The sequence below is a fragment of the Jannaschia sp. R86511 genome (assembly GCF_042466345.1).
Classification (GTDB): Bacteria; Actinomycetota; Actinomycetes; order Actinomycetales; family JBBAYJ01; genus Aquipuribacter.
Genome location: NZ_JAXHCD010000001.1, coordinates 1,452,465 through 1,466,127, shown reverse-complemented (window position 1 = coordinate 1,466,127; position 13,663 = coordinate 1,452,465). Strand labels below are relative to the sequence as shown.

Annotated in this window: 12 protein-coding genes and 1 riboswitch; of the genes, 1 reads left to right on the top strand and 11 read right to left on the bottom strand. The window is 75.9% G+C overall.

The genetic code is table 11. The features are described from left to right. Nucleotides 1-53 precede the first annotated feature (53 nt). The 10 genes from SJY06_RS07090 to SJY06_RS07045 all read right to left on the bottom strand — a co-directional run bounded on the left by SJY06_RS07090 (nucleotide 54) and on the right by SJY06_RS07045 (nucleotide 10,539). On the bottom strand, nucleotides 54-1,154 hold the full coding sequence (locus SJY06_RS07090; protein WP_380166037.1) for an aminotransferase class I/II-fold pyridoxal phosphate-dependent enzyme: 1,101 nt from the start codon (nucleotides 1,152-1,154) through the stop codon (nucleotides 54-56). Continuing rightward, on the bottom strand, nucleotides 1,138-1,767 hold the full coding sequence (cobO, locus tag SJY06_RS07085) for a cob(I)yrinic acid a,c-diamide adenosyltransferase (protein WP_380166035.1): 630 nt from the start codon (nucleotides 1,765-1,767) through the stop codon (nucleotides 1,138-1,140). Before cobO ends, SJY06_RS07090 begins: the two co-directional genes overlap by 17 nt. Then, nucleotides 1,764-3,347, bottom strand: a complete 1,584-nt coding sequence (locus SJY06_RS07080) for a cobyric acid synthase (protein WP_380166033.1) — start codon at nucleotides 3,345-3,347, stop codon at nucleotides 1,764-1,766. The genes cobO and SJY06_RS07080 overlap by 4 nt, the downstream gene beginning before the upstream one ends. Then, on the bottom strand, nucleotides 3,344-4,288 hold the full coding sequence (gene cbiB / locus SJY06_RS07075; protein ID WP_380166031.1) for an adenosylcobinamide-phosphate synthase CbiB: 945 nt from the start codon (nucleotides 4,286-4,288) through the stop codon (nucleotides 3,344-3,346). Before cbiB ends, SJY06_RS07080 begins: the two co-directional genes overlap by 4 nt. Beyond that, nucleotides 4,285-5,142, bottom strand: coding sequence for an ABC transporter ATP-binding protein (locus SJY06_RS07070; protein WP_380166029.1), 858 nt, complete (start codon nucleotides 5,140-5,142; stop codon nucleotides 4,285-4,287). Before SJY06_RS07070 ends, cbiB begins: the two co-directional genes overlap by 4 nt. Next, nucleotides 5,139-6,215: a FecCD family ABC transporter permease gene (locus tag SJY06_RS07065; protein WP_380166027.1), complete on the bottom strand. Its 1,077-nt coding sequence runs from the start codon at nucleotides 6,213-6,215 to the stop codon at nucleotides 5,139-5,141. The genes SJY06_RS07070 and SJY06_RS07065 overlap by 4 nt, the downstream gene beginning before the upstream one ends. 10 nt (nucleotides 6,216-6,225) lie before the next feature. After that, nucleotides 6,226-7,224 (bottom strand): ABC transporter substrate-binding protein, encoded by a 999-nt coding sequence (locus SJY06_RS07060; RefSeq protein ID WP_380166025.1) that lies wholly within the window; start codon nucleotides 7,222-7,224, stop codon nucleotides 6,226-6,228. Between the two features lie 116 nt (nucleotides 7,225-7,340). Then, nucleotides 7,341-7,406, bottom strand: a riboswitch (cobalamin riboswitch). Between the two features lie 79 nt (nucleotides 7,407-7,485). After that, a complete protein-coding gene (locus tag SJY06_RS07055; RefSeq protein WP_380166023.1) occupies nucleotides 7,486-8,013 on the bottom strand; it encodes a hypothetical protein in 528 nt (175 codons plus the stop codon). 156 nt (nucleotides 8,014-8,169) lie between these two features. Beyond that, a complete protein-coding gene (locus tag SJY06_RS07050) occupies nucleotides 8,170-9,492 on the bottom strand; it encodes a PhoH family protein (RefSeq protein WP_380166021.1) in 1,323 nt (440 codons plus the stop codon). 285 nt (nucleotides 9,493-9,777) lie between these two features. After that, on the bottom strand, nucleotides 9,778-10,539 hold the full coding sequence (locus tag SJY06_RS07045; RefSeq protein WP_380166019.1) for an isoprenyl transferase: 762 nt from the start codon (nucleotides 10,537-10,539) through the stop codon (nucleotides 9,778-9,780). Between the two features lie 147 nt (nucleotides 10,540-10,686). Here SJY06_RS07045 and SJY06_RS07040 point away from each other — a divergent pair, with 147 nt between their 5' ends. Next, nucleotides 10,687-11,388 carry a hemolysin III family protein gene (locus tag SJY06_RS07040; protein WP_380166017.1) on the top strand — a complete coding sequence of 234 codons (702 nt, stop codon included), beginning with the start codon at nucleotides 10,687-10,689 and terminating at the stop codon, nucleotides 11,386-11,388. A gap of 31 nt (nucleotides 11,389-11,419) precedes the next feature. On the opposite strand, the gene SJY06_RS07035 is transcribed toward SJY06_RS07040, so the two are convergent. After that, nucleotides 11,420-13,570 carry a thioredoxin domain-containing protein gene (locus tag SJY06_RS07035; protein ID WP_380166015.1) on the bottom strand — a complete coding sequence of 717 codons (2,151 nt, stop codon included), beginning with the start codon at nucleotides 13,568-13,570 and terminating at the stop codon, nucleotides 11,420-11,422. Between the last annotated feature and the right edge of the window lie 93 nt (nucleotides 13,571-13,663).

Below are 13,663 nucleotides of genomic sequence, written 5' to 3'. Positions count from 1 at the left end.
CGTGGGGATGAGACCAGGATGAGAGTCGGCTCACCCCCGCCGTGCCCCGGGACTCAGCGCGGCCGGGCCGCCCGATCGGCCGGCCCGGGTCGCTCGAGCGCGTCCAGGGCGATCAGGAACCGGTCGGTGACGGTCGGGTCCGGGTGCACCGCCACCCGGACGAAGCTGCGGTCGAGCCCGGGGAAGGTGTCCGCCCGGCGCACGGCCACGCCCTGGGCGAGCAGCTCGGTGCGCAGGTCGGTACCGGGGGCGCGCACCAGGACGAAGTTCGCCTCCCCGGCCCAGACCTGCAGCCCACGGTCCCGCAGGGCGGCCACGAGCCGGGTGCGGGCGGTGGCCACCACGGCGCCGCGGCGCCGCCGCTCGACCTCGACGGCGTCACGGTGCTCGACGGCGAACAGCCGCTCCAGGACGGCCAGGGCGACCGCGTTGACCGGCCACGGCTGCAGCGTCGCGGCCAGGGCGCGCACCACGGGGGCGTCGGCCACGACGTAGCCCATGCGCAGGCCCGCCGCGCCCCACACCTTGGTCAGCGAACGGACCTGGACCAGGCCGGGCAGCGCGGCCCGCTCGGCGCTGAGGCCGAGGCCGTCGCCGGTGTGCTCGGCGAACGCCTCGTCGACCACCAGCAGCCGGCCCGGCCGCAGCAGCCGTCGCAGCTGCGCGACGTCCTCGCTGCGCCCGGTGGGGTTGTCGGGACGCCCCAGCACCACGACGTCGAGGTCCTCGCCGACCTGGTCGGGGTCGAGCACGAAGTCGTCCTCGGCGCGCCGCAGCACCTGCCGGACCTCGTGCCCCGCCGAGCGCAGCGCCGCCTCGGGCGCGGTGAACGACGGGTGCACCAGCCCGGCGCGGGTACCCGGCGCCAGCGCGTGGGCCAGGGCCCAGAACGCCTCCGCGGCCCCGTTGATCAGGAGCACCTCCTCGGCCGTCACGCCGTGGCGGGCCGCGAGCAGGTCCCGGGCGCGGGCCGGGTCCGGGTAGGCCGTGACGTCGAGGCCGGCCAGCACCTGCGCCAGCCCCGGCGGCGGGTCGGGGTGCACGTTGACCGCGAGGTCGAGGTGGCCGGGCGGCACCTGCGTGTCGCCGTGGTCACGCAGACCCGGCCCCGGCTGCGCCCGGCGCCGCGGCGCGGGCTCAGAAGTCGATGCCACGCTTGGCGCGCACCCCCGAGGCGTAGGCGTGCTTGACCAGCCGCATCTCGGTCACGGTGTCGGCCAGGTCGATCAGCTCGTCGGTGGCGTCGCGGCCGGTGCAGATGACGTTGGTGCGCGGGGCGCGCTCCCGGATGGCGGCGTAGACGCGCTCGCCCGGCACCCAGCCGTAGGTGACGGGGTAGGTCACCTCGTCCAGGACGACCATGTCGTACTCGCCGGAGGCCAGGGCGGCCTCGGCCGCGGCCCAGGCCTCGCGGGCGATCGTGGCGGAGCGGTCGAGGTCGTCGCTCTCCCAGGTGAACCCGTCGCCGATGGTCCACCACTCCACGCCCAGGCGACGGCAGACCGCCTCCTCGCCGACGTGCCACTTGCCGGACTTCATGAACTGCACCACCAGCACCCGCCACTCCCGCGCCACGGCGCGCAGCACCGTGCCGAACGCAGAGGTGGACTTGCCCTTGCCGTGGCCGGTGTGGACCAGCACGAGCGACGGCACGCGGCGGGGCTCGGGCCGGTCGCGCGGCCCGCGGCGGGTCCCCGTCGGCTCGGTCGGCTCGGTCGGCTCGGTCGGCTCGGTCGGCTCGGTCGGCTCGGTCGTCGGCTCGGTCACAGCAGGCCCTTCGTCAGTCGGCGGAGCAGGTCGGTGTCCAGGTGGGTGGCGACGGCGTCAGACAGCGCGTCGAGGGTCTCCTCGAGCCGGTCCACCGGGCGTCGGCCGACCAGCGCGGCCACGACGTCGGGGTCCTCGAGCACACCGTGGCAGGCCAGGCCCAGCACGGCGCCCTGCGCCCAGCCGTGCTCGGTGCCGAGCACCGGGGCGGCCTCGGGCCCGCTGACACCGGGACCAGCGACGCTGGATCCGCTGGCAGCGGGCCCGGACGGGGCCGTCGGGTCGTGGCGGGTCGTGCCGTGGCGGATGTCGTAGGCGGTCACCTCGAGCCCGTCCAGGCCCGACCACGCAGAGCCCGACGGCAGCCGGAACGTGGTCCGGACGTGCGCGGTCCGCTTGGCCGCGGCGTAGTCGGTGACGACCGGCAGCAGGCCCAGCCCGGCGGCCCCGGACGACCCGGTCAGCCCGGTCGGCCCGCTCGGCCCGCTCGGCCCGCTCGGCCCGCTCGGCCCCGTCGGCCCCGGGGCGACCGGTTCGGGTCCCAACCGACGCCCGAGCAGCTGCAGCCCGCCGCAGATCCCCAGCACCCGGCCCCCGGCGGCGGCCCGGTCCTGCAGGGCCCGGTCCAGGCCGCGGCCGCGCAGCCAGGCCAGGTCCGCGTGCACGTGCTTGGAGCCGGGCAGCAGCACCAGGTCGGCCTCGGCCACCTGGGCCGGCGAGTCCGCCCAACGCACACGGGCCACGCCGGCCAGCAGGGTGAGCTCGTCGAGGTTGCTCGCGGTCGGGTAGCGGAGCACGGCGACCTCGGGCAGGTCGCGGCCCTGGGCCAGCGGGGTCAGGTCCCGGGCGCCGTCCTCGTCGGGCAGCCGGTGCGCGAGCATGGGCAGCACGCCCGCGTGGGCCATACCGGTGCGGGCGGTCAGCTCCGCGGGGGCCTCGCGGAGCAGGGACGCGTCGCCGCGGAACTTGTTGAGCACGAACCCCGCCAGCCGGCCGCGGTCGACCTCGTCGACCAGCAGCCAGGTGCCCAGCAGGTGGGCGAACGCGCCGCCGCGGTCGATGTCGGCCACGAGCAGCGCCGCGGCGTCGGCGTGCCGGGCGACGCGCAGGTTGGCCAGGTCGGTGTCACGCAGGTTGGTCTCGGCCGGACTGCCCGCGCCCTCGGCGACGACCAGGTCGTACTCGTCCAGCAGGGCGTCCAGGCTGCGGCTGATCGGCCCCCACAGCCCGCGCGGGCGGGCGGTCCACTCCCGGCGGGACAGCTCCTCGTCGACGTGGCCGAGCACGACGACCTGGCTGCCGTCGCGCTCCGGCTTGACCAGGACGGGGTTCATCCGCACGTCGGCCTCGACCCGGGCCGCGCGGGCCTGCAACCACTGCGCGACGCCGATCTCACCGGCGCCCGACATCCCTGCGTCCCCCGTGGTCCCGGCCCGCACCACCCGCGCGTTGTTCGACATGTTCTGGCCCTTGAACGGCGCCACCCGCAGCCCCTGGTCGGCGTACCAGCGGCACAGGGCCGTGGCCAGCAGGCTCTTGCCCGCCCAGCTGGTGCAGCCCAGCACCATGACGGCGCTCACGCCGCCGCCCCTGGACGCCCGCGCCCCAGCAGCCCGCCGACCACCAGCAGCAGGACGGTGGCCGCCGTGGCCCGTCGGAACAGCCGCAGCGCCTGCCGGGTGTCCGCCGGTCCCGGCTCCCGGCCGACCGCGTGCAGCTCGTACACCCCGGGCTTGGCCAGCCGGACCCCCAGCCGCAGGGCTAGCGCGGCCATCGGCCAGCCGCCGTTGGGCGAGGGCGTCAGGGCCGCCTCCCGCGGTAGCCGCCGCAGCCGCGCCGGGTCGGCCCCGACCAGCAGCAGCCCGCTGAGCCGGGCGGGCACCAGGTTGGCCACGTCGTCGGCGCGGGCGGCGACCCGGCCCGCGTGCCGAAAACGGGGGCTCCGGTAGCCCCACATGGCGTCGGCGGTGTTGACGAACCGGTATGCCGCCGCCGCCCCCAGCCCGCCGACCGCGTGGGCCAGCGCCGGCGCCACCACCGAGTCGCACAGGTTCTCCGACAGCGAGCCCAGCGCCGCCTGTCGCACCTGGGACGCGTCCAGCGCCGCGGTGTCCCGGCTGACCAGCCGCGCCACCCGGTGCCGGCCGGCGGCGGCGGAGCCGGCCAGCGCCTCCTCCACCGCGGCGACCTCATCGCGCAGCAGCCGCCCGGACAGCAGCGTCCACAGCACCGTGCCCTGCAGCAGCACCGCCCCCGGCCACGGCAGTCGGGCGGTGGCCCGGTCCAGCAGCACGCCCGAGGCGCCGCTGAGCACCGCCCCGGCCGACCAGGCCGCGCCGCCCGCGGCCAGCGCCCGGCCCGGCGGGGCCGCGGGCACGTGCCGTTCGGCCCGGCGCAGCAGGGCCCCCATGGCGACGACCGGGTGCCAGCGGGTGGGCGGCTCCCCCAGCAGCTCGTCCAGGGCCACGGCCAGGACGAGGGCCGCCGGGCGCACCGTCCGGCCGGCCCGGCCCGCGGTCACAGCCGCTGGCCGCTGCGGGGCAGCGGGTGCGGCACGAACCGGTCGCCCGACCGGACCGGGACCACCACGGGGCCGTCGGGGCCGGGAAGCACCTGCACCCGGGCGCCGTAGACCCGGGCCAGCAGGTCCGGCACCAGCACATCGACCGCGGGACCGTCGGCGGCGACGCGGCCGTCCTCCAGCAGCACCAGCCGGTCGCCGTACTGCCCCGCCGAGGTCAGGTCGTGCATGGCCGCGACGACGGTCAGCCCCTCCTCGCGACGCAGCTGGTCGACCAGCTCGAGCACGGTCTGCTGGTGGCCGATGTCCAGGGCGCTGGTCGGCTCGTCCAGCAGCAGGACCTGGGGCTGCTGGGCCAGCGCCCGGGCGAGGACCACGCGCTGCAGCTCGCCGCCGGACAGCTGGGTGGCCGGGCGGGCCGCGACGTGCTCCAGGCACAGCCGCTCGATGCACTGCTCGACCACCCGGCGGTCGGCGTCGGACTCGGAGCCGAAGCGCGGCAGGTGCGGGGTGCGGCCCAGCGCGACCAGCTCGCGCACACTGGTGGACTCGGGTACGACCGGGCGCTGCGGCATGAGGCCGACGACGCGGGCCAGGACCCGTTCCCCGGCCCGGGCGGGGTCGACGCCGGCCACCTGGATCGTCCCCTGGTAGGGCAGCAGGCCGCCCACGGCGTGCAGCAGGGACGTCTTGCCCGCACCGTTGGGGCCGACCAGGCAGACCCACTCGCCCCGCTGCACCTGCAGGTCGAGCGCGTGGACGACCGGGACCCCGCCCCGGTGCACCTCGACGCCGCGGCAGGACACCGCCGGGGCCGCCGACGCGGTGGCCCCGGTGGGCGGGTGACCGGTCACGACATCCTCGCCCGGCGCAGCACGACGACGAAGAACGGCGCCCCGACCAGCGCGGTCACCACGCCGATGGGCAGCTCGGCGGGGCTCATCACGGTCCGGGCGAGGATGTCCGCCCCGACCAGGAACGCCGCCCCCAGCAGCATCGACACCGGCAGCAGCACCCGGTGCGAGCCGCCGAACAGCAGCCGCACCGCGTGCGGGACCACGATGCCGACGAACCCGATCAGGCCGCTCACGCTGACCACCGCGGCCGTGCCCAGGGTGGCGGCCAGCACCAGCAGCAGCCGGGTCCGGGCCGCGTCGACGCCCAGGCTGCGGGCCTCGGTGTCGCCGACGGCCATGACGTCCAGCACCCGCCGGTGCAGCAGGATCACGGCGGAGGCGAGCACCACGTAGGGCAGGACCGTCAGCACCTCCGACCAGCCCTGCGTGCTGAGCCGGCCGAGCAGCCAGGAGTACACCGAGCGCAGCGTCTCGTCGTAGCGCTGCTGCACGAAGGTCTGCACCGCGTTGAGGAACGCCGCGACGGCCACGCCGGCCAGCACGATGACGACCGAGGACCGGGTGCCGTGGCCCACGCTGCTGCCCAGCGCGTAGGTGGCGGCCACGCCGAGCAGCCCGCCCAGGAACGCGACCACCGGCAGGCCCAGGCCCGCGACCACGCCGCCGCTGACGATGGCGATGGTGGCGCCGAGGCCCGCACCGCTGGACACGCCGAGCAGGTAGGGGTCGGCCAGGGGGTTGCGGAACACGCCCTGGTAGGCCGCGCCGGCCACGGCCAGCATGGCGCCGACCAGGGCACCCAGCACCACCCGGGGCAGCCGGATCTGCCAGAGGATGGCCTCCTGCTGCGAGCTGAGCCCGGAGGCGACGTCGACCCCCGGCAGGGCCGAGACCAGCGAGGCCAGCACCCCGCTGGGCGTCAGGCCGGCCGGGCCGACCAGCACCCCCAGCAGCGACGTCGCCACGAGCACGCCGCCGGCCCCGACGACGAGCAGGGCCCGCCGGCCGGGACGCGGCAGGCCGAGCCGGACCGAGGCGGCCCGGGTGCTCGCGGCGGCGTCGCTGGTCACGGGCGGGCCGTCAGTCCTGGACCGCGGGCAGCGCCTCGGCCACGGACTCGACGAAGTCGACCACGCGCGGGCCCCAGCGGCTGGCCTCGTCGGCGTCGACGACCACGACGTCCTCCCCCTCGACGGCGTCGACCTGGTCCCAGCCGGGCCGGGCCGCGATGTCCTCGGGGCTGTCGGAGAAGTCGCCGGAGGTGACGAAGATGACGTCGGGGTCGGCCTCGACGACGAACTCCTGCGACAGCTGCGGGTAGGCCTCACCGGTGGCGTCGGCGATGTTCTCCAGCCCGAACAGCGAGTAGACCTCGCCGATGAACGTGTCGCCGCTGGCGGTGTAGAACGACGGGTCGAGCTCGTGGTAGTAGGTCAGGGGCTCGGCCAGGTCCACCGAGGCCACCGCGGCGTCGATGTCGGCCGCCATCTGCTCGGTCAGCTCCGCGGCGTCGGTGGCGTGGCCGGTGGCCAGACCGACCCGCTCGATCTGGTCGTAGGCCTCGTCCAGGTCCAGCGCCGAGGGCAGCAGCAGGGTGGGCACGCCGGCGGCGTCCAGGCCGCTGACCAGGTCGCCCGGGTCGCCGGAGGCCACGACCAGGTCCGGCCCGTAGCCGAGGATGGCCTCGAGGTTGGGCTCGAAGCCCGACAGGTCGGTCACCGGCGCCTCCTCGGGGAAGTACGAGAACGCGTCCACGGCGACCACCTGGTCGCCCGCCCCGACGGCGAACAGCATCTCGGTCGCGGTCGGGCTGATGGAGACGATGGAGACCGGCTCGGCCTCGATGGTCAGCTCGGTGGTGTCCGGCGCCTGACCGGAGGTGACCGTGACCGGGAAGTCGGCCGCCTCGACGGTCGCCTCCGGCGACGCGCCGGCGGCGGTCCCGGTGGGGGCGACGCTGGTGGCGTCGGTGCCGTCATCGGCGCCGCCGCAGGCGGCCAGGACGAGGGCGAGCCCGGTGGCCGCCGCGAGGCGCGCGGCACCGGAAGAGGTCCGGGTGGTGGTGGTACGTGGTGTCAAGGCAATCCCCTGGGAGGTGTCAGGGGACGAGGCTGCTCCGGGCCGTCATCCCCGACAGGGGCTGCGACACGAACCGTCCTTCGTCCGAGGACCGTGCGTGACCACAGACCAGGCGACCTGGCTGACCCCCCGCCGGAGCGGGGGGATCACAGTTGCGGGACAGCGCCGGGTTCTCACCGGACTTCGCTGGACCTGTGGTGCCCCGCGGTGCGGGGCCAGAGCAACCTAGCGGACGCCGTCGACCGCGGGCGACACCCCGCCTCAGGGCCGGGGCCCCTCCTCGCGCACCCGCTCCACCGCCGTCATGGCCTCCCGCAGCTCGGCCAGCCACTCGCCGGAGTGCTGCCCGACCAGCCGGACGCACCAGGCCAGGGCGTGGGCCCGCGACCGGGCGACGCCGGCTTCGACCAGGGTCTCCAGCACCACGCGCTCGGGCTGGCGCAGCCGGGTCATCACCGGCACGGACAGGGTGGTGAACAGCTCGGTCCGCTCCCCCGCGCTCACCCCCCAGGACACCTTGCGGCCGAACCGGCGCTCGGCCTCGTCCGCGATGGCCATCCGCTCCGCCCGGCTCTCGGAGCGGAACCGGCTGATCCGGCCGTCGAGCTCGTCCGGGTCGGTGGGGCCGGTGTCGTCCGCCTCGCCGTGCCCCGCCCCGCCCGGCAGGGGCAGCACGACCGTCACCTCCTCCCGGTCCACCGTCACGTCGGCGAGCTCCGCCGACCACGCCTCGGGCAGCCGGCCCCGGAGCCAGCTGCCCACCTTCACCGCTGTCACGTCTGTCTGCATGTGCTCATGATTACTCGATTACACGACGCGCGCCACCCCCAGCCGCTTCCCGCACCCATCGCAGACGCCGAGAAGGCCGGATCGACCTGGTGGTGGCGCCCCGGTGGGTCGATCCGGCCTTCTCGGCGGGGGTGGAGGGAGGGGGGTGGGTGGGGGTTACTCGGGGCGCTCGAGGAGGTCGGTGACCAGGGCGGCGATGGGGCTGCGCTCCGAGCGGGTGAGGGTGACGTGGGCGAACAGGGGGTGGCCCTTGAGCCGCTCGATGACGCTGGCCACGCCGTCGTGCCGACCGACCCGCAGGTTGTCCCGCTGCGCGACGTCGTGGGTCAGGACGACCTTGGAGTTCTGCCCGATCCGGCTCAGCATGGTCAGCAGGACGTTGCGCTCCAGGCTCTGCGCCTCGTCGACGATGACGAACGCGTCGTGCAGCGAGCGACCCCGGATGTGGGTCAGCGGCAGCACCTCGAGCATGCCCCGGTCGAGGATCTCCTCGACGACCTCGCTGGAGACCAGCGCACCGAGGGTGTCGAAGACCGCCTGGCCCCAGGGGCCCATCTTCTCGGCCTCGGTGCCGGGCAGGTAGCCCAGGTCCTGGCCCCCCACGGCGTACAGCGGCCGGAACACCATGACCTTGCGGTGCGCCCGGCGCTCCATCACCGCCTCGAGGCCGGCGCACAGCGCCAGCGCCGACTTGCCCGTGCCGGCCCGCCCGCCCATCGACACGATGCCGATCGAGTCGTCGAGCAGCAGGTCGATGGCGATGCGCTGCTCGGCGCTGCGCCCGTGCAGGCCGAACACGTCGGTGTCGCCGCGCACCAGCCGGATCTGCTTGTCCGGCGTCACCCGACCCAGCGCGCTGCCGCGGTCCGACGTCATCACCAGGCCCGTGTGGCAGGGCAGGTCGCGGGCGGCGTCGTGCTCCAGGTGCCGCTCGTCGTAGAGCACGGCCATGTCGGCCGCGGACAGGTCGAGCTCGGCCAGCCCGGTCCAGCCGGAGTCGACCGCCCGGCCGGCGCTGTACTCCTCGGCCACCAGGCCCACGGCGGAGGCCTTGACCCGCATCGGGACGTCCTTGCTGAGCAGCACCACGCGGAAGCCCTCGGCGGCCAGGTTGGTGGCCACGGCCAGGATGCGGGTGTCGTTGTCGCTGCCTCGCAGCCCGGCGGGCAGGCTGGTCACGTCGGTGTGGTTGAGCTCCACCCGCAGCGTCCCGCCCAGCTCGCCCACGGGCAGCGGCACGTCGAGCCGGCCGTGCTCCAGGCGCAGGTCGTCGAGGTAGCGCAGCGCCTGCCGGGCGAAGTAGCCGATCTCGGGGTGGTGGCGCTTGCCCTCGAGCTCACCGACCACGACCACGGGGAGCACCACCTCGTGCCCGTCGAAGCGGAACATCGCGTCCGGGTCGGACAGCAGGACCGAGGTGTCCAGGACGTAGCTGGTCCGGGTGCTGCTGGTCGTGCCGGGTTCAGGCTGGCTGCTCACGGTGGTCTCCCGCCCGGGCGCGCTCGTCGCCCTGGTCGTGTCCGGTGGAGTTCCGTTCCGACCCCCGCCAGGGAGCCGGTGCCGGCCTCCCCCGGAGCAGCGATCGCTCCATGGCTGGGCCTCCCGGGTCGACGGTGCCGACACGGACGACGGTAGGTCGGGGCCGGTCCCGCGCGGGGGCGACACGCCCGCCCCGTCACCCGGCTGCGCGTGAACGTTGCGTGACGCGCGGGTGTCGGCCACGGGGCGTGACGGCGCCCCGGCGACTGGTGACGAGCGGGCGGCTCAGCCGCCGAAGCGGCGCTGCCGGGTCGAGTACGCCCGCAGCGCCCGCAGGAAGTCGACCTTGCGGAACTCGGGCCAGTAGGCCTCGCAGAAGTAGTACTCGCTGTGGGCGCTCTGCCACAGCAGGAACCCCGACAGCCGCTGCTCGCCGGAGGTCCGGATGACGAAGTCGGGGTCGGGCTGGCCCCGGGTGTAGAGGTGCTCCGAGATGTGCTCGACGTCGAGCGTCTCGGCCAGGTCGGCCAGCGACGTGCCCCGCTCGGCGTGCTCGGCCAGCAGCGAGCGCACGGCGTCGGTGATCTCCTGCCGCCCGCCGTAGCCGATGGCCAGGTTGACGGTGATGCCGTCGATGGGCGCCGTGGCCTCGCCCACCTCCTTGAGCCGGTTGGCCGTGGCCGCCGGCAGCAGGTCGAGGCGCCCCACCGGGTTGACCCGCCACCGGCCGGTCTCGGCCAGCCGCTCGACCAGGTCGGGGATGATCTCCAGCAGCTGGTCGAGCTCGGCGCTGGCCCGGGTCAGGTTGTCGGTGGACAGCAGCCACACCGTGACGACCTCGACGCCCACCTCGTCGCACCAGCCCAGGAACTCCACGACCTTGTCGGCCCCCGCGCGGTGGCCGTCGTGGGTCGTCGTGCCGTAGGCCTTGGCCCAGCGGCGGTTGCCGTCGATGATGACCCCGACGTGGCGCGGAAGCGCCGAGGGGGCCAACCGGGAGCGCAGCAGCCGCTGGTAGGCGCGGTACGCGAGCACCCTGGCTCCCACGGCACCCTCCTCGTCCCGACCGGCGTGCAGGCCGGCCCCACGGTACTGCCCAGGCCGGCCCCGTTGATGCCTACGGAGGACGAGGACGGGGTCACGAGTTTGCCCTACTCACCAGTAACTTACGGAACCGTAGGTTATGCTCCTCCGGTGAGCCGAGACTCCACCACCCCCGCCCACGCCGGTGTCCTGCCCAGCCGGGACGGGGTGGCGGCGGTCATCAAGCCGCTGCTGCGCGGCTGGCTGCACCTGGGCACGTTCCCGCTGGCGCTGCTGGGCGGGCTCGTGCTGGTGCTGCTGGCCGAGGGCACCACCGAGCGCGTGGTCGCCGTCGTCTTCACGATCTGCACGTCGGCGCTCTTCGGCGTCAGCGCCACCTACCACCGCGGTCGCTGGTCCGAGCGCAACCGCATCCTCATGAAGCGGCTCGACCACTCCAGCATCTTCCTGCTGATCGCCGGGTCGTACACGCCCTACGCGGTGCTCCTGCTGCCCACGGGCCAGGCCCGGCTGCTGATGGGCCTGGTGTGGGGCGGCGCGGTCCTCGGGATCCTGTTCCGGGTGTTCTGGGTGGGCGCCCCCCGCTGGCTCTACACGCCGATCTACATCGTGCTGGGCTGGACCGCGGTGTGGTTCCTGCCCGGGCTCTACGAGTCGGGCGGTCTGCTGGTCGTGCTGCTGCTCGCGGGCGGCGGCCTGCTGTACTCCGGCGGCGCGGTGGTCTACGCGCTCAAGCGGCCCGACCCGTGGCCCGCGCACTTCGGGTTCCACGAGATCTTCCACGCCTGCACCGTGCTGGCCTTCGCCGCCCACTTCACCGGTGTCGCCCTGGTGCTGACCAGCCGCGGCTGAGCCGGCCGGAGCCGGCCCGGCTCAGCTCGGCTCAGCGGGCCAGCGAGCGCACCAGCTCGGCCGGGTCCCGGGTGGGTGCGTCGCAGACGAAGCCCCGGCAGACGTAGGCGGTGGCGCCACCGGGCGCGGGCCGCTCGCGCAGCAGGGCGGGTTGCGTGGCCCCGGGCTCACCGAGGGACACCACGAGGCCCGGGGCCGGTGAGCGCAGCGCCGCCGCGTGCAGCCCGGCCCGGGCCGGGTCCGCCGGCGACCCGACGACCGCGACCTCGCGCGGGCCGTCCAGCGCGGCCACCGCGACCGCCAGCCACCAGCCGGCGAACCGCGGTGCCTGGGCCAGCAGCGGCGCCGCGCCGAGCAGGGCCCGGTCGGCGGCCTCGCGCAGGTCGGCCCGGCCGGTCAGCGCCGCGGCGTGCAGGCAGGCGCCGGTGGCCGCCGACGGCCCCGACGGGTGGGCGTTGTCGGCCGGGTCGACCAGACCGCCGCCACCGCCCAGCGCCGCGGCCAGCGCCGGGTCCACGTCGTCGGTGGCCGTGTCCTGCCAGCCGCCGTCGGCGTCGACGAAGCGCGTGGTCATGGTGTCGCACAGCTGCTCGGCCGCCGCGGCCCAGCGGGGGTCGCCGTCCACCCCGTGCAGCACCAGCAGACCGGCGGCGACGTCGCCGTGGTCCTCCAGCACGCCGGCGTGGCCGCCGACCCGGCCGTCGCGGGACACCCGCCGCAGCCGCAGGCCGCCGGCCGTGTCGTGCCAGGTGTGCCGCTCGAGCAGGACCGCGGCGAGGTGCTGCGCCGCCGAGACGAGGTCGGGGCGCTCCAGCAGGGCCCCGGTCTCGGCCAGCGCGGCCACCGCGAGACCGTTCCATGCGGCCACCACCTTGTCGTCGCGCGCCGGCTGCGGCCGGGACGCCCGCACCTGCCGCAGCACCTCACGCAGCCGGCGCCAGCGCCCGGCCTCCTCCGGCACCGCCCAGACGTCGCGGGTGAGCCGGGCGGTGGAGGTGCCGTGCTCGAACGTGCCGCGGTCGGTCACGCCGAGCAGCTCCGCGGCCCAGCGGCCGTCGTCCTCCCCCAGGGCCTGACGCAGCGCCTCGGGGGTCCACACGTAGGTCAGCCCCTCCACGCCGTGGCTCGTGCTCGGCAGGCCCGAGGTCGGCAGCCCGGCCGGCCAGCCCGCCGGCTCCGGGGCCGGGGTGTCGGCGTCCAGCGCGCTGGCCAGGCCGCCCGCCTCGGTGCCGAGCGCCGCCAGCATCCAGTCGCACGTCTCCAGGGCCACCCGGGCCCCGGTCGCCGCGTCGGCCGGGTCGTCGGCGGTCACGGCCCACCGGGCGTAGACCCGGGCCAGCTGGGCGTTGTCGTAGAGCATCTTCTCGAAGTGCGGCACGACCCAGCCGGCGTCCACGGCGTACCGGGCGAAGCCGCCCGCCACCTGGTCGTACATGCCGGAGGCGGCCATGGCCCGCAGCGTCCGACCGGCCAGGCCCACCGCCTCCGCCGAGCCCTCCCGCAGCAGGCCCGCCAGCACGGCCGACGGCGGGAACTTGGGCTGCCCGCCCAGACCGCCGTTGACGTGGTCCTCCTCGGCCAGCAGCCCGGCCACCGCGTCGGCCACCAGGCCGGGCGGCAGCCGGTCGGCCGTCGACCCGCCGGGCACGTCGACGGGGCCCGGGGCGGGCGCGACGGCCGCCCCGCCGCTCCCCACGGCGGCCGCCAACCGGTCCCCGGTGTCCTCGACCTGGACCCGCCGCTCCCGCCACGCCTCGGCGACGGCCAGCAGCACCTGGGTGAAGGACGGCATGCCGCCGCGCGGCCGCGGCGGGAAGTACGTCCCGGCGTGGAACGGGCGCCCGTCGGGGGTCGTGAACACCGTCATGGGCCAGCCGCCCTGCCGGGTGAGGGCCGTCGTGGCCCGCATGTACACCGCGTCCACGTCGGGCCGCTCCTCGCGGTCGACCTTGACCGCGACGAAGTGCTCGCCGATCACGGCCGCGGTGGCCTCGTCCTCGAAGGACTCCCCCGCCATGACGTGGCACCAGTGGCAGGCCGCGTAGCCGACGCTCAGCAGGACGGGCACGTCGCGCCGGGCGGCCTCCGCGAACGGCTCGGGCCCCCACTCCCACCAGTCGACGGGGTTGTCGGCGTGCTGCAGCAGGTACGGGCTGGCGGAGGCGGAGAGCCGGTTGGGCATGGCCCCACCCTCCCCCGAGCCCCCGGGACGGGGCCAGCGCAGACCGCCGCGCTGACCCGCCCCGGTGACGCGGGCGCGCGACGCTCCAGGCCC